The sequence below is a fragment of the Halorientalis brevis genome (assembly GCF_023077655.1).
Genome location: NZ_JALLGV010000004.1, coordinates 361,355 through 381,165 on the forward strand (window position 1 = coordinate 361,355; position 19,811 = coordinate 381,165).

A 19,811-nucleotide genomic window follows, 5' to 3' on the forward strand; every position below is an offset into this window, starting at 1 on the left:
ATGACGCTCATCTAACACAAAAAGGAGGCGGTGGCGGTGTTTATGTCCGGGGACGCCGACACCCCGGCCATGAACGTCGCGATCCTCGCCCACGAGCAGTTCCCCGACCGGGCCAAGACTGCCGTGGGCATCCTCCGCTACGCGGACTACGACGTGGCCGCGGTCCTCGACCGGGAGACTGCGGGCGACCGCGTCGCCGACCACCTCGCCGACGAGCGCGTCCAGGACGCCCCCATCGTCGCCGGAATCGACGGCGTCGAGGGACCGCTCGACGCGCTCGTCATCGGCATCGCACCGATCGGTGGCGGCTTCGAGGAGTCCTGGCGGGCCGACGTCCGCGGCGCGCTCGGACGCGGCTGCGACGTCGTCTCCGGCCTGCACTACTTCCTCGAATCCGACGAGGAGTTCCGAACCCTCGCTGCAGAGCACGACTGCGACATCTGGGACGTCCGCAACCCGCCCGACGACCTCACCGTCTCGGCCGGGCGGGCGGCCGACGTGGACGCCGACGTCGTCCTGACGGTCGGGACCGACTGCTCGACGGGGAAAATGACCACCAGCGTCGAACTCGTCGAGGCCGCCCGGGAGCGCGGCGTGGACGCGGCCCTGATTCCGACGGGCCAGACCGGCATCATCGTCGAGGACTGGGGCATCCCCGTCGACCGCACGGTGAGCGACTTCACCGCGGGCGCGGTCGAGCGCATGGTCCGCGAGCGCGGCGCCGACCACGACCTGCTCGTCGTCGAGGGCCAGGGCTCGATCACGCACCCGGCCTACTCGGCGGTGACCTGCGGCATCCTCCACGGCGCGATGCCCGATCGACTCGTCCTCTGTCACGAGGCCGGCCGGGAAGCGATCCACGGCTATGAATCGTTCCCGATCCCGCCGCTTCCCCAGGTGGTCTCGCTGTACGAGGACCTCGCCGCACCGGTGTCGGCGGCGGACGTCGTCGCCGGCTCGCTGAACACCTCGCACCTCGACGACGGTGACGCGAACGAAGCGATCGTGGAGTACGCCACGACGCTGGACGCGCCAGCGACGGACCCCATCCGGTTCGGGACCGACGAGATCCTCGACGCCGTGCTATGACCCTCACCACGGACTTCACCTGGCACGACCTGCCGCTCGACGTTCCCTTCGGTATCTCCCGGGGGACGACCGAGCGGTCCGGCAACGTCGTCGTCCGCGTCACCGACGAGGACGGCACCGTGGGAATCGGCGGCGGCGCACCGGTGGAGTACTACGGCGAGAGCCGCGAGAGCGTCGAAAGCGTGCTGCCGGACTTGCTCTCGGTGGTCGAGGACGTGGACGACCCCTTCCAGCTCCAGCGCATCGAGCGACGGCTGCGAGACGTGGTCGGCGACGCGACCAGTGACCCCGCGGCCCGCAGCGCCGTCAGCGTCGCCCTCCACGACCTCGTCTGTAAGCGACTCGACGTGCCGCTGTATCGCTACTGGGGCCTCGATCCGGACCGGCCCGTCACGTCGTCGTTCACCATCGGCCTGGCCGACACCGAAGCGATGGCCGACCGCGCCGCCGAGACCGTCGACGCCGGCTACTCGGTCCTGAAAGTGAAGCTCGGGACCGACCGCGACAGGGAGGTCGTCAGGGCCGTCCGCGCGGCCGCGCCCGAGGCGACCGTCCGCGTGGACGCCAACGAGGCGTGGGACCCCGATGAGGCCGTCGCCATGACGGAGTTCCTGGCCGACCACGGCGTCGAGTTCGTCGAACAGCCGGTCCCAGCAGCCGATCCGGAGGGGCTGGCTCGCGTCCGCGAGGAGGGCGCGCTCCCCGTCGCAGCCGACGAGAGTTGCGTCACGGCCCGGGACGTGCCGGCAGTAGCCGACAGCGTCGACGTCGTGGTCGTCAAGCTCGCGAAGTGCGGCGGGCTCCAGGCGGCGCGCCGACAGATCCACACCGCTCACGCGCACGACCTCGACGTCATGCTGGGCTGTATGACCGAGAGCAACGCCTCCATCGCGGCCGCCGCCCACCTCACGCCGCTGGTCGAGTACGCCGACCTCGACGGCGCGCTCCTGCTGGCGGACGATCCCTTCGACGGCGTGCCGATGCCGGGCGGACGCATCGACCTCACAGCCAGCGTCGGGCCGGGCACGGGAGTCTCGGAGCGATGAGGGTCGGCGACGAGCGGGGCCGACGGGCGGCGCTCGTCCTGCTGCTCGTCGCCCTGCAGGTGGGGATGCTGTTCGATTACGGACGGTACGTCGAACGCCGACCGACCGCCGAGGACTTCGCCGACGACTACGGGACGTACGTCGGCCGGACAGTGCAGTTCGACGGTACCGTCGTCGCGACGGACCCCACAGTCGTCGCCGTCGACGGGACGAGCGACCGGCTCGAACTGACGTTGCACGGGTTCGATCGGTCCGTCGAGCGAGGCACGGCCGTCGACGTCTTCGGGACCTTGCACGCCGACCACACCGTGCAGGTCAAAAGCGGCGTGGCACAGCAGACGGCGAACAGAATGTACATGTACGGCATCAGTTTCGTCGCGCTCGTGTTCGTCGTCGGCCTCGGGCTGCGGGACTGGCGGTTCGACGCCCGGGCCCTCGTGTTCCGAAAGCGGAGGGACGAGTAGATGCCGGACTTCATGACGCACGTTCTCGTCGCGTACGTCGCGCTCCAGGTGAGCGCGTGGCGCGTCGACTGGCTCACGCGACCGCGGATCGTGACCGGGATGGCCGGCGCGCTCGTCCCCGACCTGGTGAAGGTCAAGCTGCTCGTTCCGTCCTATCAGGTCGAATCCGCCCTCGGCGTGGCGTTCTCGTGGGAGCCGCTCCACCGGCTCGGTGGTGCCCTGCTGACGGCGGCGATTCTGAGTCTCTTCGTCGAGCGGTCCGAGCGGCGCGTCGTGTTCCTGCTGCTGGTCGGGGGCCTCCTCTCGCATCTCCTGCTCGACGCGTTCCTCCTCCGCCCGGTGCCGTACACGTACGACCTCCTGTACCCACTGACGCACTGGCGAGCGCCGATCTTCGATCTGGACCTGTACCTGTCCAGCGATTACTGGCCGTCGATCGCGACGGGGGCGGTAGCACTGGTCGTGTTCGGCGTGACGCGGCGGCGGGAGTGAGAACGGGCCGGCCCTTACAGCCACTCGGCGAACGTGTCGTGCTCGTTCGAGCGCCGGACGTACTCTGTTTGCATCGTCGCCAGGGCGGCCTGGAGGTCGGCACCGTCGGCCAGCGCCTCGCGCACGCGCTCGATCTTCCACTGACTCGGCGTCGTCCGCGCCTCCCAGCGGGTTTCGAGGGGGCCGAGGTACGTCTCGACCGTCGACTCGGCCACGCCGAGGTCGTCGAGGCCGCGACGGGCGTACTCGAACACCTCGGCGAAGACGGTCTCGGGATCGTCGGTCCGCTCGCCGTCCGCGGTGATCCACGCGAACTCGGCGTCCAGCCCGTTCTCGACGACCGAGTAGAAACAGGCCTCGGCGGCGTCCCAGTCCAGGTCCGTAAGTGGGTGGTCGTCGACGACGAGGCCGTTGACGAGCCCGCCGACGAGACACTGGAACCCGACGATGTCGCGGATCGACGGTTGCGTCGGGAGGGGACGGTACTCGATGCGGAGCGAGCGCTCGTCGCTCAGTCCGTCGACGGGGTCGCCGCCGATGACAGTCCGGAGCCACCGCCAGTACGTCCCGCGCTTGTGATCGAGTTCCCAGAAGTTGTCCGCGTACACGTCGCCCTCCCCCTCGCCCGCGAGCCACTCCGAGAGGAACGGGGAGACGACCGGGTCCGCGACCAGGTAGTCCACCACGTCGGTCGCCGTCTCGACGTCGTCGGGCACCCGGACTTTCCGTTCTCCCGTCTGGTTGACCGACTGCTCGAAGGCGGCGATCCGGAGTTCGTGGTGGGTCTCGGTCAGGAGGCGCTCGGGGTCGACGTCCTCGTCGTACAGGTCACCGGGCAGGAACGGCGAGTTCGTCGCCAGCGCCAGCACCGGACCGAGCGTCCGGATGGCCGCGTTGTAGTATCGGGGGAACGCGTCCGTCGAGGGGATCTGGACGTGCGGTTGGATAGAGGTCGCGAGCGATTCGAACAGGATCGTCGGGAAACTGATCGACGCGCCCGGGACGTCGAACTCGATCTCGCCGCCGGCCTTCCGGACGCAGTCGCGGTCGATGCCCCAGTAGCGCGAGATCGCACGCATGTTCGAGGGGACGGTCACCCCGTCGCGTTGCTCGGTGGCGGCGAGGTACTGGTAGCTCCCCTCGTCCGGTGGGAGCGTCCACATGGCGTCGAGAACGAGGTCGCACCCCGCGTCGCGAGCCGCGTTCTGTGCCGCCGCCCACTGCGTCCGGAGCGCGTCGGCCTGGGCTTCGATCCCGGCAGTCGTGAACGGGTCCGGGTCGGTGTTCAGTTCCGCGTTGTGCAGGCCGAGTTCCTTGTTGCAGGCGTCGAAGACGTCGTCGGGAATCCGGGTCAGCGCGCCGTCGTCGACGGCGTACACTTCCAGTTCCAGCCCGACGGCGAACCCGTCGGTGTCGAGGGCGCCACGGGCGAGTTCCTCCCGCAGGAACGCCGCCTGCTCCTCGACGCGAGCCCCGAACGTCGGGTAGGTGTCGGCCGACAGCGACCGCTCCACCAGTTCCACGCGATCGGTCATTGCTCACAACCTACGAGAGCGGTCGGTTTAGCCTGTCGATTGTTCTCACCGTTTAAATTCCCGGAACATCGTCACGATATTTTTTTGATGGAGTGGCGAGAATTCAGTGGTACGAATGGTGGGGGACATAGTCACGGTCGCCGGGGGGAAAGGCGGTATCGGGAAAACGACGACGGCGATCAACGCGGGCGTCGCGCTCCAGGAAGCGGGCCACGAAACCGTCGTCGTCGACGCCGATCTCGGCATGACGAACCTGGGGAAGATTCTCGACTTGGATCACCAGCCGCGACTGCATCACGTGCTGGCAGGGGAAGCCGAGATGAGCGAGGCGATCACCGACGGGCCGGAGGGACTGTCGATTCTGGCCGGCCACGAGAGCCTCGAAGCGTTCGCCCACGGCGATCCGTCGAACCTCCGGCCGGTGTTGCACTCGCTGGCCAGGAACTACGACGTCGTCCTCGTCGACACCGGCGCGGGCGTCTCACAGGAGACGATGATTCCGATGGACGCCTCGGACGGCGTGCTCCTGGTCACGACGCCGAAATCGGTGTCGATCGTGGACGCCCGGAAGATGTCCGAACTCGCCGAGCGCGTCGAAACGGACGTCGTCGGGGCCGTCGTCACCAAAGCCGACAAGGACACGGCAGTGTCGGCCGTCGCCGACGAACTCGACGAGGAGATCCTGTCGGTGGTGCCCCAGGACGACGTGGCCGCGGCCGAGGAACCGCTCGTCGTGACCGCCAGCGAAAGCTACGCCGCACAGGCGTACCGCCGGCTCGCGATGAAGCTCACGGACTACGTCGGGACGCCCGTCAAACAGACCGCGGAGTCATAGGACGCACGCCGGTCGCACAGCGGCGCCGGCCTCTTCACCCGCTCCTGAAAGCGATCAGAAACGTCCTAAATAATTACACGCAAGGTATTTTTCCCTGTGAGTAGATATATCGGGTACGCAATGGGGGAAGTGTACGCCATCGCCGGGGGAAAAGGTGGTGTCGGGAAGACGACGGCCACCATCAACACCGGTATCGCGCTCGAACAGGAGGGACACGACGTCGTCATCGTCGACGCCGACCTCGGCATGACGAACCTGGGAGGGATGCTCGGCATCGAGCACACGCCGACGATCCACGACGTGCTGTCCGGTCGCGCACCGCTCAGTGAGGCGCTCGTCGAGGGACCGGCCGGCGTGACCGTGCTGCCGGGGGCCGACCGACTGGAGGCGTTCGTCGACGCCAGTCCGGAGAACCTGCGACCGCTGATCGACGAACTGCGCTCGTCGTTCGACGCCGTCATCGTCGACACCGGCTCCGGGCTCTGCCAGGAGACCGTCGTCCCGATGCGAGTGGCCGATTCGGCGCTGCTCGTGACCACGCCAGAAGAGGTCGCCATGGAGGACACGCGGAAGATGGCCGACCTGGCCGATTCGGTCGACACGGGACTGCTCGGGGCCGTCGTCGTGCAGGCCGAGCCGGACACGACGATCCCGGAGATCGCCGACGAACTCGGCGTGACGGTCCTGGCGGCGGTCCCGAAAGACCGCGACGCAGCCAGCGACGAACCGGTCGTCGTCAACTATCCGGACCACCTCGCGACGCAGGCCTACCGGACGCTCGCCCAGAAGGTCGGGAACTTCGTTACGGCCCGCGCGTCGGACTGAGACGGTCTGCTGGAAGGCAGTGACGCATGGACCACCCACCATCGGGTGATCGCCGCGGTACCCAGTGACGGCAAACCGTCTGAGCCGAGCCGCCGTGTCGCCCGGCTCTCAATACACTTATCCCATACGGTCGGCTTGCCACGGGTATGAGCGAGGTCACGGTCACGCTACCAGACGGTTCGACCCTCTCCGTCGCGGAGGGGTCCACCGTCGAGGACGTCGCCTACGAGATCGGACCGGGATTGGGGAGTGACACTATCGCGGGCGTCGTCGACGGCGAACTCGTCGACAAGCACGCGCCACTCACCGAGGACGTCGAGATCGAGATCGTCACGGAGTCCGCCGACGAGTACCTCGACGTGCTACGTCACTCCGCGGCCCACGTCTTCGCCCAAGCGCTCCAGCGGGAGTTCCCCGACGCGAAACTCACGATCGGCCCCTGGACGGACGACGGGTTCTACTACGACGTCACCGGCGTCGACATCGACGAGGACGATCTCGAAGACATCCAGGCGGAAGCCGAACGGATCATCGAGGCCGACTACGACATCGAGCGCGAGCTCGTCGACCGCGAGGAAGCGTTCGAGCGCTACGAGGACAACCCCTACAAACAGGACGTCCTCGAGACGGAAGCCGCCGGCGAGGACCCCGTCTCCTTCTACCAGCAGGACGATTTCTACGACCTCTGTCAGGGACCGCACGTCGACTCGACCGGCGAGATCGGCGGGTTCGAGCTGCTGGAGATTTCGGCGGCCTACTGGCGCGGCGAGGAGGAGAACGACACGCTCACCCGCGTGTACGGGACCGCCTTCCCCACCGAAGAGGGGCTCCAGGAGTTCCTCGAACAGCGCCGCAAGGCCGAGGAGCGCGACCACCGGAAGATCGGCCAGGAGATGGACCTGTTCTCCATCGACGAGACGACCGGGCCGGGGCTCCCACTCTATCACCCCAACGGGAAGACGATCCTGAACGAGCTGTCGGACTACGTCGCCGGGCTCAACCGCGACGCGGACTACCGCGAGGTTGAGACGCCCCACGTGTTCCGGACGGAACTCTGGAAGAAGTCCGGCCACTACGAGAACTACCGGGACGACATGTTCCTGCTGGACGTCAACGACGAGGAGTACGGCCTGAAGCCGATGAACTGCCCAGGCCACGCCACCATCTTCGACCAGGGCCAGTGGAGCTACCGCGACCTCCCCGTCCGGTACTTCGAGGACGGGAAGGTCTACCGGAAAGAGCAGCGGGGTGAACTCTCGGGGCTCTCGCGCGTCTGGGCGTTCACCATCGACGACGGCCACCTGTTCGTCCGCCCGGACCAGATCGAAAGCGAGGTCGAGGCGATCATGGACATCATCCTCGACATCCTCGACACGTTCAACCTCACCTACACGGTGCAGTTCGCGACCCGCCCGGAGAAATCCGTGGGCAGCGACGAGATCTGGGAGAGAGCCGAAGCCCAGCTCGAATCCGTCCTGGAGGACGCGGACATGGACTACGTCGTCGAGGAGGGCGACGGCGCGTTCTACGGCCCGAAGATCGACTTCGCGTTCGAGGACGCCCTCGGTCGCCACTGGGACGGCCCGACGGTCCAGCTGGACTTCAACATGCCCGAGCGGTTCGATCTGACCTACACGGGCGAGGACAACGAGGAACACCGGCCGGTGATGATCCACCGCGCGCTGTACGGCAGTTACGAGCGGTTCTTCATGGTGCTCACCGAGCACTACAACGGGAAGTTCCCGACCTGGCTGGCCCCCGAGCAAGTACGGATATTACCGATCAGCGACGACAACATCCCCTACGCCAAGGAAGTCAAGCACCGCCTGGGCGACTACCGCGTGACCATCGAGGACCGCTCCTGGACGGTCAAAAAGAAGATCCGCCAGGCCCACGAGGATCGGGTCCCCTACATGCTGATCCTCGGTGACGACGAAGAGGAAGCGAAGACGCTCTCCGTTCGCGACCGCAAAGAGCGCGAGACGAAAGACGTCGAGATCGACGCGTTCCGCGAGCACCTAGAGAGCGAAGTCGGCGAGCAGCGGCCGGACCCGGACTTCCTGGACTAGGCGTTCGAATCCATTTCTCGCAGCACGAACGGCCCGATGGCGAGCGTCCGCTTCGCGACGGTCGCGATGCGCAGGATGTACGCGACCAGCAGGACGAACGGCGTCAGTGCGACGACCGTCGCCGCGCTCGTCAGCCAGACGATGCCGTCGACGCCCAGGACGGTCCAGGCGACCGACGCGCCGTCGTCGACGTAGACGATCATCGCGACGGAGACGGCAAGGGCGGGGAGCGCCGTGTACAGGAGCACGCGCGAGAGGTCGATGAGTTCCCACTGGAAGTACAGCGTCTTGACGTGCTCGCGTGCGGGACCGAACAGCTCGAGGAGTTCCAGTAGTTCGTCGAGAGCGTTCGTCACGTCGTCCGGGAGTGCGTCGCCGTGCTCGGCACGGATGCGACGGGCCTCGTAGATCTTCACCGAGTAGTTGAAGTTCAGTGCGGCAGACACCACCGCGAACGTCCCGAACTGCGCGCCGTCGAGTTGCTGACTGACTCCATCGGCGTTTTGACGGATCTCCGCCGTGAGCGACTGAATCTCCTCGCGTGCCTGCGGGTCGCTGCTCTCGGTCGCGGCCGCCGCGAGCGTCTCGCTCCTGGCCGCCGCCGCGTCGACGAGTGCCCCCAGGAATGCACTGGGTTCGGCAGGCACGACGCCCACCGACAGCGTCGACGCCAGGTCCTGGCGGAACGAGAGCGCCCCCTCCATGCGGTCGCGCTGGTCGCCCAGCGGGCCGAGTTCCTGCGAGAGCACGAGCTGGTTGATCGTGACGACGAGCGTGACGCCGGTGATGATCGCCGTGGTGAGCGCCTGGAAGAGCGTATCGATCGGGTCCGTGGACGTGAGCGCCGAGCCGAGCGAAACGGGATCGAAATGCCCGAGCACGACGAACGTGAGAAACAGCCCGGCGAGCACCACGCCGGCGAGTACCCATCGATTGGCCTCCAGCAGGAGCCACAGTTTCAGCCGACTGCCCGGGACGCGACTCCGCATCGTGTCGGCGCCGTTGTCCTGATCCGCGTTCGAGGCCATGCGAAAAGGTCGCCCCACAGCCGGAAATCAGTACGCCCGGGCAATCGCCGGCCGGGCCACCGGTCCAGTGTCGTCAGCTCTTCTCTTCTTCTCTGAGTTCTTCGAGTTCCGCGTCGAGTTCCTCGTCGCTGACCTCGCTGTCGCCGGTCTCGGTGTCCGTCGTCTCCACGTCGGTCTCGACGTCGTCCGCTACCTCCCCGTCGCCTTTGCCCATCTCCTCTTTGAGCGTGTCGAGTTCGGCGTCGACCTCGCCTTCGGTGCGCATCTCTTCGAGTTCCCGGTCCAGTTGGTCCTTGTCCGAGAGGGCGTCCTCGAAGGCGCCGCTCTCCTGGAGTTCGTCCATCGCGGCCGCGCGGGCTTCCATCTCGTCGGTGCGTTCCTCGGCGCGTTCGATCGCCCGCCCGACGTCTTCCATCTCCTCGCCGGCCCCAGTCATGGCTTCGGAGACGCGGTTGGAGGCCTCGGCGGCCTTGTACCGGGCTTTCATCGTCTCTTTCTTGGTGCGGAACTGCTCGATGCGGCTCTGGAGCTGATCTTTCTTCTCGATGAGCTGATCCTGTTGGCGCTGGAGCTGCTGAATCTGGGACTCCAGATCCTCGATCTGGTTCATCTTCTGCTTTTTCTTCTCCAGTGCGCGGCGAGCGAGGTCTTCGCGATCCTGTCGCACTGCTTCCCGGGCCTGCTCGTTGTGTTTGTCGACGTTCTCTTCGAGGCGGCGCTGCTGAATCTCCAGGCGCTTTTTCTGGGTCGTGAGGTCGGCGATGCCCTGCTTTACCTCCTGGAGTTCGTCGCGGAGCTGCTCGTAGGAGTAGTCCAGCGTCTCGGCTGGGTCCTCCGCCCGGTTCAAGACGGAATTGATCTTCGACCGGATGACGTAGGAGGCGCGCGAGAGGATACCCATGTCGGCCCGTTGGGCACCGTCGACCTTAAAACACTTACACGCATCGAGGTCGAGAAACAAATATGAGCGACGAGATCCGCATCGCGGGCGCCCGAGACGTCCGCGCGACGGTCGATACGCCCGACGCCGACGCTGCAGTCGTCGCCTGCCCGCCGCACCCGCAGATGGGCGGCTCCCGGACCGATCCGCGACTCCGGGGCGTCGGTGACGCGCTCGCCGACCACGGCATCGCCTGCCTCCGCCTGGACTACGGGCCGTGGGACGAGGGGAAGGGAGAACGACTGGACGCGCGGAACGCCCTCGCGTACGCCCGGGACCGCTACGAGCCGGTCGGGCTCTTCGGCTACAGCTTCGGCGCGGCCGTCGCGCTGCTCGCCGCGGCCGACAGCGACCCCCAGCCGGCGGCCCTCGGCGTGTTGTCACCGCCAGCGGCCGCCGGCCACGAGTTCGAGACCGTCGCTGCCCTCGACGGCATCGACTGTCCAGTCCAGGTACTGTACGGTGAGCGCGACGAGACCGTCGACTGGGAGCCGGTGGTCGAGCGGGCTCGCGAGCGTGGCTGTGCCGTCGATTCCTACCCCGCCGATCACTTCTTCGTCGGACAGACGGAGCAGATCGCCGCGCGCGTGGCCGACTTTTTCGCCGAGGCGCTGTAAGCTCAGGAGCGACGGCGCCACTGCGGGTCGGCGTCGAGTTCCGGGAGCGCCGCTTCGAGGTCGGTCTGCGTCGCACCGTAGAACCGTTTCCGACCGACGGGCGTCCGGACGCGGACGATGACGGTGTTGCTCGTCGCCGCGTAGAACGAGAGTCGCCGCGGCGTTTCCGTGTGCGTCCACTCGCTGTGGAGCGTCGATTCCCCGTCCTCGACGATTCGAGCACCCAGTTCCCAACTCAAGCGAGTCAGAGCCGAGAGGGCAGACGGCACAGCAGGCGGCAGATCGACTGTGTCCGTGTCAGCGTCCCTCGGGGCATGAGTCGCCATACCACAGGACTAGACTGACGTGATTAAGAATGTACCTATTTCGACGAGAGCCGGGGCGTCAGTTCGCTTCGGATTCGGCCTGGACGACGTCGATGTCGACCTCGGCAGGGTCGAGGCCGACGCGGGCGAACTGGGTGCGGATGTGCTCCTCGGCGGCGTCGATGGCCTGCTCGCGGGTCTCGAACCCGTGGGGCATCGGCGACTCGAACGCGACGTTCAGTTGCCGACCGTCGATCTCGGTCTGTTGTCCGCCGCTTTCGACCTCGTAGAAGGAGTCACAGACCCAGATGTAAGGGGCGTCCTCGTCGGGCGCGCCCTTGAACGACGGGGAGCGCTCGCCGCGCTCGTACAGCGTGCCGGTCAGGTCAGTGCCGCCGGCGTGGCCGCTAATGAGTAACATACCCACACGTACGTGACGAGCAGGGAAAAAGTCACCTGTGGGGGTGGTCGAGCACCCTTCTTCCTGGCAGGCCCGGAGACGGAGATCAGCGTTCGGCTTGGCGACGCAGGGCAGGACCAGATCGGCCTGTCGGTCGACGTCATAGCATTTCGCGTCGGACTGGTCGACGCCCCCGCTCGCGTGTTGCCTGTCGTCGGACATGGCAGGTAAGGGTACCACGGCGACCCGTTTGACCGTCGTGGCGGGCTCCTGCGTGGAGACGGACGATCGGTTTCGCGGTGCCCGTCTCAGTCGAGCGAACGTATCGCCGAGCGGCGACAGGGGAAACGCGTTTGACCCGGGGGTCCGATGGAGCCAGTATGTCAGATCTGGGTGACTTTACGGATTTCGACGCAGACGACGGGGGTGACGAGGACGACGACGCGCCGAGCGAGGAGACGGTTGCAGACGACGCGTCGCCGACTGAGCCGACGACCACCGACGCGACGGACGCCGACGCGGAGACGCCGGAGTTCGAGACGGTCGACGTCTCGCCGGCGGGCAGCGACCGTGGCATCGGCGTCCTCTCGGCCTCCGAAGGACTGACGATCAGCGAGGACCCGGACGACACGGCCCTGCGCGCGTACGTGACGGTCCAGAACCGCTCGCAGGTCCGCATCGGCAAGTACCTGCTCGTCCCGTATCCCGACGACGAGCGGTTGTTCTGTCGGATCACGGCGCTGGAGTACGCCCAGGAGTTCCGGACCGACGACGCGACCGAGATTCACGCGCGGCGCGCGATGCGCTCCCGGGGCATCGACGAACAGGACTTCAAGTTCATCGCCACGCTGGAGCCAGTGGCGGTACTCTTCGAAGAAGACGGGGAACTCAAGCGCCGGATGACCGACCGGGTTCCCAAGCCCGAAACAGTGGTCCGGGCCGCGACAGACAAGAGCGAGATCAAGACCGGCCTGAAGATCCCCGAGGACGGCGTCTTCCTCGGGCACCTCGCAGTGGGCGGCGAGCGCGTCCAGACCGCCGCCGAACCGCCGACCATCGACTACCGGCTCAAAGACGACTACGACGCGGGCGACCCGCTCGTGTTCCGCCACACCCTCGTCGCCGGGGGGACTGGCTCCGGGAAAACCCACGGCTCGAAGAACATCCTCCGGCAATACCTCGACGAGGACCGCAGCTATCCGGTCGCCTCGGGGAGCGACCGGGAAGTGCAGACCGCCGTCGTGCAGTTCGACCCCCAGGACGAGTACGCCCAGATGCACGACGACAACCCCGACATGACCGACGAGGACCGGCGACGACTCGAACGGGAAGGCGTCGCCTACGGCGGCCACGACGACACCGTCGCGTTCGTCCCGAAAGTCGGCGGCAGTTCCTACGCCGCCGACCACCACCGCGCCGAGCAGGTCGAGTTCACCATCCCGTTCTCGATGGTCCGGGGCAACCCCTGGCTCGTCTCCGGCGGCGGCCTCAACGACAACCAGTACTCCGCGTTGCGCTACCTCCTGAAGCGCTTTTTCGACAACTACGGCTCGAACGGGAGCTACGAGCAGTTCATCTCGTTTCTCGACGACCCCGCGCTCAAGGAGGAACTCGACGAGAGCGGGCGCGTCCACGAGGCGACGTTCGACGCCGTGCGCCGGCGTGCGCGGGGCTTCGGCGACGTGTTCGACCAGGACGCCCGGCCGATCACCGAGCTGATCCACGAGTTCGTCCGTCCCGGTGGTCTCACGGTCGTGCCGACCTACCACATCAACGAGAGCCGGACCACCGAAACGATCGTCCTGGCGCTGTCGAGTCTCCTGGTAGACGAGAAGCTCTCGAACGATCCGCACTTCGACCGGATCAAAGAGACGCCCCTCGTCGTCGGGATGGACGAGGCCCACAACTTCCTGACCGACGCCGACAGCGTCCAGGCCCGGAAGGTCATCGGGAAGTTCACCGAGGCGGCGAAACAGGGCCGCAAGGAACGGCTCGGCCTCTTCCTCATCACCCAGGACCCCCAGGACATCGCCGAGCCGGTGTTCAAGCAGATCAACACGACCGTCGTCCTCAATCTCGGCGACGACGACGCGATCTCCGCGGTGAACATCCCGTCGAACCTCGAAGCCAAGGTCCCCTACATGGAGAAAGGCCAGATGGTCGTCTACTCGCCGGACAACTCCGAACCGGTGGAACTCATCGGCCTCCCGGTGTGTGTCACCAAACACGGCCGCGACTGAGCACCCGACGGTCCCCGTCGAGCACGAACTATTTAATCGTGGTAGATGTTATGGAATACCATGAGCAAGCGAATCTTGGTTCCGCTGGACGGGTCGTCGCAGGCCTGGGAAGCCTTCGAGTTCGCCATCGACGAATTTCCGGACGACGAACTCGTCTTGCTCAACGTCATCAATCCCGCCGAGGCGGGCTACAGCGCGCAGGCGTCCATCCCGAGTTTCTCGGAGGAGTGGTACGAGCACGCCCAGTCCGAGGCCGAGCATCTGTTCGAGCGCGCACGAGACCGGGCGAACGGCCGCGACGTCGTCGTGACCGAGGACACCGTCGTCGGCAAGCCCTCGCGTGCGATCGTGCAGTACGCCGAGGAACACGACGTCGACCAGATCGTCATGGGGAGCCACGGCCGCTCGGGCGTCACGCGCATCCTGTTGGGCAGCGTCGCCGAGAACGTCGTCCGCAGTTCGACGATTCCCGTGACCGTTGCACGGTAAACCACTTTTTTACGTCGGGGGGTCGCTCCCAGCGACCCCCATCGCAAAAACCTGGACTAAAAACTGCTGCCGGCTCGCTTCGTCGCCGGACTACGTCCGGCTGCCAGCGGGACCTTCGGTCCCTCCCTGCTCGCGGATGCTTGTCTGCTCAATAGATGATCTTATTGATTGGATTGAGACTACATCCTGGTTAGGAGTCGTGATGTCACCAATCCGTTCATACTCCATGACACTCTGTTGATTAGGTATGCCCAATCAGTGGATACTAGCTGGACGGTATCTATGGCACCTCTTTGTTGGAAAGCCAACCCGTTCACGTACTGCGTTCCTCGTGGGGGCGGTCTGTCTCACAGTGGTCGTCATGATATTCGGACGCATCGTGCTGCCAGCCGCATGGTTCCAGTTTCATCCAGAGGCAGTCATCCTGATCAGCATTGTTGTCGGTGTCATCGCTGGCTGGGGAAGATACGGTTTGGGAACGGGGTTCATTGGCACTGCAATTTTCGTTAGTGGATTCTACTTGTGGTACTTACCGACAGCTAACACATTTCCTCAAAGTACAGTTGGCTCGGTAAGTCTTCACACCGCGGGAGTGATCTGCACGCTCAGTACGATTACTGGTAGTATCGGCTATTTTGTCGGTGCTGGTGAATACCGTCCTGTGACCGAAGACCTCAATGCGTAAGTCAATACACCGTTCCCACAGGAATGTGCGATAAGTCCGTCTGTAGACTTTCAGCGTACGTCCTTGACTATCGACCTACCGACTCCTCAACGATATTTTAGGCCAATAATTCTGCCCTCTAACTACTGTGGCACCGTGCTGACTATGCGCCCTGTACTGCCCACCAGCATCCGCGAGCAGGGAGGAACCGGAGGTCCCGCTGGCAGCCGGCGCGAAGCGCCGGCGTTCACGAGAGCTACGCTCTCGTGCGCCAACCAGAACGCTTCGCGTTCTGGTGACGACGAAGCGAGCGGTTCACCAGAAGACTCGCTTTGCTCGTCTTCTGAGCCATTCGCTCGTTCCCTGCGGTCACTCACGAAGACACCGGACGCGCCGTCGGCGCGTCCGGCTTTTTTGGTCCAGATTTTTTGCGGGAGTGGTGCGCTTCGCGCACCCGACCGCAAAAAAGGTGGTTAGAAAATATTCGCCTGCTGATACACGGAGATGCCGTCGCCGGTGATCTCGTAGGGTTTGGTCTCGCGGGAGTGGTTGGCGTTCCGGATCTTCTGGATGGAGACTGCAGTACGGGTCTCGCGGGTCTCCTCGCGGACGTACCGGAGGTGGATCACGGCGTCGGTGAGGTACTCGATGATGCCGTGGCGGGACGAGTACTCGTGGTCCTCGCTGGCCTCGGAGGTGAGCATCGTCGTGACGCCGGATTTCTTCAGCGACCGGGTGAAATCGAACACCTGAGTGCGCCGTTTCGCCTGGTCGTTGTACATCATCTCCAGCAGGGAGACCGAGTCCAGGACCAGTCGATCGGCGCCGAAATCCTCGATGAGGGTGGGAAGTTCCGCCCTGATGTTGTCGAGGCTGTTCGCCATCTCGACGGGATCCAAGTCGACGATCGCGAGTTTGTCCTCTTTCTCGTACTGCTCGAAGTTCCAGTCGCGCTCGGCCGCGGTGGCCATGATGGCGTCGCGGCTCTGTTCGAGCGTGATGAACACGGCCTTCTCGGGGTCGTCTTTCTGGAGGCCGTGGTGGAGAAACTGCAGGCCGAACGTGGTCTTGCCGGTCCCGGCCGATCCGATGGTGACGATGAGGTGGCGTTCGGGAATGCCGCCCTGGATCATGTCGTCTAGGCCTTCGATCCCGAGTTTGATCCGCGGGAGGTCGGAATCTAAGTCCTCGTCGTCGAAGTCGCCGCCACCGCTGTCACCGCCGCCACCGCCGAACGCAGAGGCGAAATCGTCGTCGAACAGGTCGCCGTTGCCGTCACCGCTCTTGCCACCGCCGAACGGACTGTCGCCGCCGTCGCTCCCACCGAAGGGGCTGTCACTGCCAGCGTCACCGTCTCCCCCACCGAAGGGGCTGTCCGTGTCCCCGTCCGCAGTATCACCGAACGAGCTGTCGCTGTCAGTGTCCGCTGCACCGAACGGGCTGTCGTCTGCATCGTCGGCGGAGGGACTGTCGCCGTTCGCGTCGTCGCTGCCGAACGGGCTCTCCCCGTCGCCAGTACCAAACGGGCTGTCGCTGTCAGTGTCCGCTGCGCCGAACGGGCTGTCGTCTGCATCGTCGGCTGGGTCCCCAGCGTCAGTGTCACCGTTCTCGGGAGACTGCGGGTCGTCGGCCGAGGCCTCGGGCTCGTCGTCGTCGCCGAGCGCGCTCTCGAACCAGTCGTCGTCGGCGGATTCGTCCTCGCTCATCGAACAACACTCGCTCCCGGCCGGGGGGCCATGGATAGCAGTTGGGATGCGGATAAATTAAGGTTGCCTGTATTTGACGTCGTCACAGTGCCGAACTGACTGGCAGGAATCGCGGGACGGACGCCGCTCGTGGGCGGATTCGAGTGGGTTTATACTTTCGGGGGGGCAAAGCCCGACGAGATGAAAGTCGGGATCGTCGCCCAGCGGGACAATCCCCGCGCTGCGACGCTGGCGGGCGATATCGTCGAGCGACTGCGGGCCGACGACAGCGCAGTCGTGGTCGACAGAGAGACGGCCGCGCATCTGGCTGCCGAAACCGACCACTCGGTGCCGGGCGTGGCGATCGAGGAGATGGCGACCTGCGACCTCGTCGTCTCCATCGGGGGCGACGGCACCTTCCTCTTTGCCGCCCGCGGGGCCGGCACGACGCCGGTGATGGGCATCAACCTCGGCGAAGTCGGCTTCCTGAACGCCGTCTCACCTGCCGACGCCGTCAGCGCCGTCAGCGACGAAGTCGACACGCTCCGCGAGGAGGGGCCGGCCGCCACACGGGCGATGAGTCGGCTGGCGGCCGGCGGCGAGGACTGGACGCTCTCCCCGGCGATCAACGAGATCGCTATCCTCGGACCCCAGCGCGGCCACGGCCAGGGGCTCGACCTCGAGGTGACCGTCGACGGGGCGATGTACACGAGCGGGCACGCGGACGGGGTCCTCGTGGCGACGCCGACCGGGAGCACGGCCTACAACCTGAGCGAAGACGGCCCGCTCGTTCATCCGGGCGTGGACGGGTTCGTCATCACGGAGATGGCGGGCGAAGAGCCCATGCCGCCGCTGGTGGTCGACGAGGAACGCACCATCGAGGTGACGGTGTCCGAGGCGGACCACGCGGTGGTGGTGAGCGACGGACGGGAGGATGAGACTGTCACGCCGCCGGCGACCATCGAACTGCGGCGTGCAGGTGAACCGGTCCACGTCGCGGGACCGCCGTTGGATTTCTTTGCTGGACTCGGGAAACTGGACTGACTACTTGCGAGCGGTCACGTACACCATCGGACCGATCACCAGCAGTGCGATGCCGAAGAACTTCCAGTGAGGCTTTGCTAGCATGCTCTGTGGGGTGAGCAGGTAGATGACCCCGAACGTCATGAACTGGAGTGCGATGACTTTGCGCGATTTCAGCGGCAGCGCTGCCAGGAACCCAAGGACGAGAATCAGGAAGATCGCCTGCCCGATGTTGTACTGGAGCAGGAAATTGTCGATCACCTGGAGCGGTAACGCGTACATTCCTATTGCGAGAGTCCTCCTGTAGCAGCCTAAAAACTTCCGTTACGCGTTCGAGAGCGAAAACGACCCCACGGCGCGGTCACGACGGGCCCGTCATGTCCAGCGGGCGCAGCCAGACGTACCAGATGAGCACCATCGCGCCGAGATAGCCGCTGACCCACACGACGATGCCCAGCAGCTCGTAGCCCGCCTGTGCGAGGGCGTAGTCCGCCAGCCCTGGCAGGATTATTCCGCCAGCCAGTACCAGCGCGAACTTCAGCCGTTCGGACAGCGCCATCACCGCCCACCTCCGGACGTGTCGATCATACAGAGTGGAACGGGCTGGACCGGGGAGAAAGGTGCGGTTTCAGTTCGGCAACCGACCGCCAGCGGCCGGCCGACCACCCCTCGGCGATGTGATTCGTCGCGCGCAAAGTATAACCCGTCGCCACAAAAACAGGGATGCATGGCGAACGATTCGGAGGCTACCCTCCTGGTCGTCGACGACGAGAAGGAGGTCGCAGACGTCTATGCGCTCAAGCTAGAGCGCGAGTACACCGTTCGCGTCGCGTACGGTGGCGAGGAAGCCCTCGAAAAGGTCGACGACGAGGTCGACGTGGTCTTGCTCGACCGTCGGATGCCGGATAAATCGGGCGACGACGTGCTCGAGGAGATCCGGGAGCGCGAGTTGGACTGTCGGGTCATCATGATCACGGCAGTCGACCCGGACTTCGACATCATCGAGATGCCGTTCGACGACTACCTCTGCAAACCCGTCGAGAGCGACGACCTGCTCGGTGCCGTCGAACAGCAACTCAGCGCGAGCGAGTACGACGACCGTCTCAGCGAGTACTACGAGGTGACCTCAAAGCTGGCGCTCCTGGAAGCCGAGAAGACCCCACAGGAACTTCAGACGAACGACGACGTCGTCGCCCTCCGCGAGCGCGCCGAGGAGCTGAAATCGGAGATGGACGACGCGCTGACGGACTTCGACGACTTCGAGATGGCGTTCCGGGAGATCGGTCGCCATCCCGGACGCTGACGACGTGCGGGCGCTTGCACTGGGAGAGACCACCGGTGAGCATCGACCCGTGACACAAGTTATAACTCAGCGAGCCTCCGAACTCGGAGTATCGTGGGTCGTTCTCGTCCACACGTCGTAATCGTCGACGACGAGCGTGACATCGCCGACATCTACGCGAAGAACCTCGAGGGGAGCTACGAGACGTCCGTCGCGTACGGCGGCGAGGAAGCGCTCGACGTGATCGACGACGGCGTCGACGCCGTGTTGCTCGACCGCCGCATGCCCGATATGTCGGGTGACGAGGTGCTCGCCGAACTTCGCGAGCAGGGCATGGACTGCGCAGTCATCATGGTGACCGCCGTCGATCCCGACCTGAACATTCTCGACATGGGGTTCGACGACTACCTCTCGAAGCCGGTCGACGAGGAGACCCTCGAGTCGACGCTCGAACGGCACGTCGATCCGGTCGCAGACTCCGAGCGCGTCGAGGAGTACTTCTCGCTGCTCTCGAAACTGGAGGTGCTCGAAGCGGAACTGTCCGGCGCCGAACTCCAGGAGAGCGACGAGTTCAAACGAACCGCGCGCAGAGCCCGAGAGATGACCGAACAACTCCGCGAGGAGATCGACGACTTCGAGTCGCTCGTCGAAACCTACCGGAACATCGACCGCTCGCCCGGCGACGACGGACGCTGACGTGCGGAGCAGAGTGAATTTCTAGCTAGTTTATTAGAGTTTACAAACCGGTTAAGCGGAGAGCGGCCAATAGGGTCGGCATACCAG

The 19,811-nt window shown here is 65.4% G+C and carries 22 protein-coding genes; 14 read left to right on the top strand and 8 right to left on the bottom strand.

Annotation, left to right across the window (positions count from 1 at the left end; genetic code table 11):
* Nucleotides 1-69 precede the first annotated feature (69 nt).
* Genes MU553_RS10085 through MU553_RS10100 form a run of 4 tightly spaced genes read left to right on the top strand, consistent with a single transcriptional unit; the run spans nt 70 to nt 3,091 of the window.
* The gene (locus MU553_RS10085; protein ID WP_247377571.1) at nt 70-1,089 is read left to right on the top strand and encodes an N-acetyltransferase DgcN family protein; all 1,020 of its coding nucleotides are present in this window, start codon (nt 70-72) and stop codon (nt 1,087-1,089) included.
* Nucleotides 1,086-2,135 (top strand): dipeptide epimerase, encoded by a 1,050-nt coding sequence (locus MU553_RS10090; RefSeq protein ID WP_247377239.1) that lies wholly within the window; start codon nt 1,086-1,088, stop codon nt 2,133-2,135. The genes MU553_RS10085 and MU553_RS10090 overlap by 4 nt, the downstream gene beginning before the upstream one ends.
* Nucleotides 2,132-2,599 (top strand): OB-like fold-containing membrane protein, encoded by a 468-nt coding sequence (locus MU553_RS10095; RefSeq protein WP_247377237.1) that lies wholly within the window; start codon nt 2,132-2,134, stop codon nt 2,597-2,599. The genes MU553_RS10090 and MU553_RS10095 overlap by 4 nt, the downstream gene beginning before the upstream one ends.
* Nucleotides 2,600-3,091, top strand: a complete 492-nt coding sequence (locus tag MU553_RS10100) for a metal-dependent hydrolase (protein WP_247377235.1) — start codon at nt 2,600-2,602, stop codon at nt 3,089-3,091.
* Nucleotides 3,092-3,105: 14 nt separating this feature from the next.
* Here MU553_RS10100 and MU553_RS10105 read toward each other — a convergent pair whose 3' ends face one another.
* Nucleotides 3,106-4,626: a glutamate-cysteine ligase family protein gene (locus tag MU553_RS10105; protein ID WP_247377233.1), complete on the bottom strand. Its 1,521-nt coding sequence runs from the start codon at nt 4,624-4,626 to the stop codon at nt 3,106-3,108.
* Between the two features lie 115 nt (nt 4,627-4,741).
* Here MU553_RS10105 and MU553_RS10110 point away from each other — a divergent pair, with 115 nt between their 5' ends.
* The 3 genes from MU553_RS10110 to thrS all read left to right on the top strand — a co-directional run bounded on the left by MU553_RS10110 (nt 4,742) and on the right by thrS (nt 8,355).
* Nucleotides 4,742-5,461 (top strand): MinD/ParA family ATP-binding protein, encoded by a 720-nt coding sequence (locus MU553_RS10110; protein ID WP_247377231.1) that lies wholly within the window; start codon nt 4,742-4,744, stop codon nt 5,459-5,461.
* Nucleotides 5,462-5,581: 120 nt separating this feature from the next.
* On the top strand, nt 5,582-6,286 hold the full coding sequence (locus tag MU553_RS10115) for a MinD/ParA family ATP-binding protein (RefSeq protein ID WP_247377229.1): 705 nt from the start codon (nt 5,582-5,584) through the stop codon (nt 6,284-6,286).
* A 146-nt stretch (nt 6,287-6,432) separates the two neighbouring features.
* Nucleotides 6,433-8,355, top strand: coding sequence for a threonine--tRNA ligase (gene thrS / locus MU553_RS10120; protein WP_247377227.1), 1,923 nt, complete (start codon nt 6,433-6,435; stop codon nt 8,353-8,355).
* Here the strand turns inward: thrS and MU553_RS10125 are convergent.
* Together MU553_RS10125 and MU553_RS10130 are read right to left on the bottom strand one after the other, a co-directional pair.
* Complete coding sequence (locus MU553_RS10125) at nt 8,352-9,383, bottom strand: DUF7972 family membrane protein (RefSeq protein WP_247377225.1); 1,032 nt, start codon at nt 9,381-9,383, stop codon at nt 8,352-8,354. The two genes, thrS and MU553_RS10125, sit on opposite strands and share 4 nt — an antisense overlap.
* 73 nt (nt 9,384-9,456) lie before the next feature.
* On the bottom strand, nt 9,457-10,284 hold the full coding sequence (locus MU553_RS10130) for a PspA/IM30 family protein (RefSeq protein ID WP_247377223.1): 828 nt from the start codon (nt 10,282-10,284) through the stop codon (nt 9,457-9,459).
* 62 nt (nt 10,285-10,346) lie between these two features.
* Between MU553_RS10130 and MU553_RS10135 the strand changes: the two genes are divergently transcribed.
* Nucleotides 10,347-10,940: an alpha/beta hydrolase gene (locus tag MU553_RS10135; RefSeq protein ID WP_247377221.1), complete on the top strand. Its 594-nt coding sequence runs from the start codon at nt 10,347-10,349 to the stop codon at nt 10,938-10,940.
* 2 nt (nt 10,941-10,942) lie between these two features.
* On the opposite strand, the gene MU553_RS10140 is transcribed toward MU553_RS10135, so the two are convergent.
* Both MU553_RS10140 and MU553_RS10145 read right to left on the bottom strand, forming a co-directional pair.
* Nucleotides 10,943-11,266 (bottom strand): hypothetical protein, encoded by a 324-nt coding sequence (locus MU553_RS10140; RefSeq protein ID WP_247377219.1) that lies wholly within the window; start codon nt 11,264-11,266, stop codon nt 10,943-10,945.
* A 58-nt stretch (nt 11,267-11,324) separates the two neighbouring features.
* Complete coding sequence (locus MU553_RS10145) at nt 11,325-11,666, bottom strand: YfdX family protein (protein ID WP_247377217.1); 342 nt, start codon at nt 11,664-11,666, stop codon at nt 11,325-11,327.
* Nucleotides 11,667-12,025: 359 nt separating this feature from the next.
* Between MU553_RS10145 and MU553_RS10150 the strand changes: the two genes are divergently transcribed.
* The 3 genes from MU553_RS10150 to MU553_RS10160 all read left to right on the top strand — a co-directional run bounded on the left by MU553_RS10150 (nt 12,026) and on the right by MU553_RS10160 (nt 15,059).
* Nucleotides 12,026-13,885 carry an ATP-binding protein gene (locus MU553_RS10150; protein ID WP_247377215.1) on the top strand — a complete coding sequence of 620 codons (1,860 nt, stop codon included), beginning with the start codon at nt 12,026-12,028 and terminating at the stop codon, nt 13,883-13,885.
* 60 nt (nt 13,886-13,945) lie between these two features.
* A complete protein-coding gene (locus MU553_RS10155; protein ID WP_247377213.1) occupies nt 13,946-14,374 on the top strand; it encodes a universal stress protein in 429 nt (142 codons plus the stop codon).
* A gap of 247 nt (nt 14,375-14,621) precedes the next feature.
* Nucleotides 14,622-15,059: a hypothetical protein gene (locus MU553_RS10160; protein ID WP_247377211.1), complete on the top strand. Its 438-nt coding sequence runs from the start codon at nt 14,622-14,624 to the stop codon at nt 15,057-15,059.
* Nucleotides 15,060-15,511: 452 nt separating this feature from the next.
* Here MU553_RS10160 and MU553_RS10165 read toward each other — a convergent pair whose 3' ends face one another.
* The gene (locus MU553_RS10165; RefSeq protein WP_247377209.1) at nt 15,512-16,744 is read right to left on the bottom strand and encodes a KaiC domain-containing protein; all 1,233 of its coding nucleotides are present in this window, start codon (nt 16,742-16,744) and stop codon (nt 15,512-15,514) included.
* A 180-nt stretch (nt 16,745-16,924) separates the two neighbouring features.
* Between MU553_RS10165 and MU553_RS10170 the strand changes: the two genes are divergently transcribed.
* A complete protein-coding gene (locus MU553_RS10170; RefSeq protein WP_247377207.1) occupies nt 16,925-17,767 on the top strand; it encodes an NAD(+)/NADH kinase in 843 nt (280 codons plus the stop codon).
* On the opposite strand, the gene MU553_RS10175 is transcribed toward MU553_RS10170, so the two are convergent.
* Entirely contained in the window at nt 17,768-18,028 is a 261-nt protein-coding gene (locus MU553_RS10175) for a DUF8006 family protein (protein ID WP_247377206.1), read from the bottom strand.
* Between the two features lie 79 nt (nt 18,029-18,107).
* Nucleotides 18,108-18,305 carry a DUF7996 family protein gene (locus tag MU553_RS10180; protein WP_247377570.1) on the bottom strand — a complete coding sequence of 66 codons (198 nt, stop codon included), beginning with the start codon at nt 18,303-18,305 and terminating at the stop codon, nt 18,108-18,110.
* A 168-nt stretch (nt 18,306-18,473) separates the two neighbouring features.
* On the opposite strand from MU553_RS10180, the gene MU553_RS10185 reads away from it, so the two are divergent.
* Nucleotides 18,474-19,049: a response regulator gene (locus MU553_RS10185; RefSeq protein ID WP_247377204.1), complete on the top strand. Its 576-nt coding sequence runs from the start codon at nt 18,474-18,476 to the stop codon at nt 19,047-19,049.
* Nucleotides 19,050-19,142: 93 nt separating this feature from the next.
* Nucleotides 19,143-19,724 carry a response regulator gene (locus tag MU553_RS10190; protein ID WP_247377201.1) on the top strand — a complete coding sequence of 194 codons (582 nt, stop codon included), beginning with the start codon at nt 19,143-19,145 and terminating at the stop codon, nt 19,722-19,724.
* Nucleotides 19,725-19,811: the final 87 nt, after the last annotated feature.

Excerpts from the sequence above, each read along its gene's own strand:
- MU553_RS10185 (WP_247377204.1), top strand. The coding sequence starts at position 18,474 with ATGGCGAACGATTCGGAGGCTACCCTCCTGGTCGTCGACGACGAGAAG.
- MU553_RS10135 (WP_247377221.1), top strand. The coding sequence starts at position 10,347 with ATGAGCGACGAGATCCGCATCGCGGGCGCCCGAGACGTCCGCGCGACG.
- MU553_RS10105 (WP_247377233.1), bottom strand. The coding sequence starts at position 4,626 with ATGACCGATCGCGTGGAACTGGTGGAGCGGTCGCTGTCGGCCGACACC.
- MU553_RS10110 (WP_247377231.1), top strand. The coding sequence starts at position 4,742 with ATGGTGGGGGACATAGTCACGGTCGCCGGGGGGAAAGGCGGTATCGGG.
- MU553_RS10095 (WP_247377237.1), top strand. The coding sequence starts at position 2,132 with ATGAGGGTCGGCGACGAGCGGGGCCGACGGGCGGCGCTCGTCCTGCTG.
- MU553_RS10180 (WP_247377570.1), bottom strand. The coding sequence starts at position 18,305 with ATGGCGCTGTCCGAACGGCTGAAGTTCGCGCTGGTACTGGCTGGCGGA.
- MU553_RS10125 (WP_247377225.1), bottom strand. The coding sequence starts at position 9,383 with ATGGCCTCGAACGCGGATCAGGACAACGGCGCCGACACGATGCGGAGT.
- MU553_RS10155 (WP_247377213.1), top strand. The coding sequence starts at position 13,946 with ATGAGCAAGCGAATCTTGGTTCCGCTGGACGGGTCGTCGCAGGCCTGG.
- MU553_RS10130 (WP_247377223.1), bottom strand. The coding sequence starts at position 10,284 with ATGGGTATCCTCTCGCGCGCCTCCTACGTCATCCGGTCGAAGATCAAT.
- thrS (WP_247377227.1), top strand. The coding sequence starts at position 6,433 with ATGAGCGAGGTCACGGTCACGCTACCAGACGGTTCGACCCTCTCCGTC.
- MU553_RS10165 (WP_247377209.1), bottom strand. The coding sequence starts at position 16,744 with ATGAGCGAGGACGAATCCGCCGACGACGACTGGTTCGAGAGCGCGCTC.
- MU553_RS10100 (WP_247377235.1), top strand. The coding sequence starts at position 2,600 with ATGCCGGACTTCATGACGCACGTTCTCGTCGCGTACGTCGCGCTCCAG.
- MU553_RS10140 (WP_247377219.1), bottom strand. The coding sequence starts at position 11,266 with ATGGCGACTCATGCCCCGAGGGACGCTGACACGGACACAGTCGATCTG.
- MU553_RS10090 (WP_247377239.1), top strand. The coding sequence starts at position 1,086 with ATGACCCTCACCACGGACTTCACCTGGCACGACCTGCCGCTCGACGTT.
- MU553_RS10175 (WP_247377206.1), bottom strand. The coding sequence starts at position 18,028 with ATGTACGCGTTACCGCTCCAGGTGATCGACAATTTCCTGCTCCAGTAC.
- MU553_RS10085 (WP_247377571.1), top strand. The coding sequence starts at position 70 with ATGAACGTCGCGATCCTCGCCCACGAGCAGTTCCCCGACCGGGCCAAG.
- MU553_RS10115 (WP_247377229.1), top strand. The coding sequence starts at position 5,582 with ATGGGGGAAGTGTACGCCATCGCCGGGGGAAAAGGTGGTGTCGGGAAG.
- MU553_RS10150 (WP_247377215.1), top strand. The coding sequence starts at position 12,026 with ATGTCAGATCTGGGTGACTTTACGGATTTCGACGCAGACGACGGGGGT.
- MU553_RS10145 (WP_247377217.1), bottom strand. The coding sequence starts at position 11,666 with ATGTTACTCATTAGCGGCCACGCCGGCGGCACTGACCTGACCGGCACG.
- MU553_RS10170 (WP_247377207.1), top strand. The coding sequence starts at position 16,925 with ATGAAAGTCGGGATCGTCGCCCAGCGGGACAATCCCCGCGCTGCGACG.
- MU553_RS10160 (WP_247377211.1), top strand. The coding sequence starts at position 14,622 with ATGCCCAATCAGTGGATACTAGCTGGACGGTATCTATGGCACCTCTTT.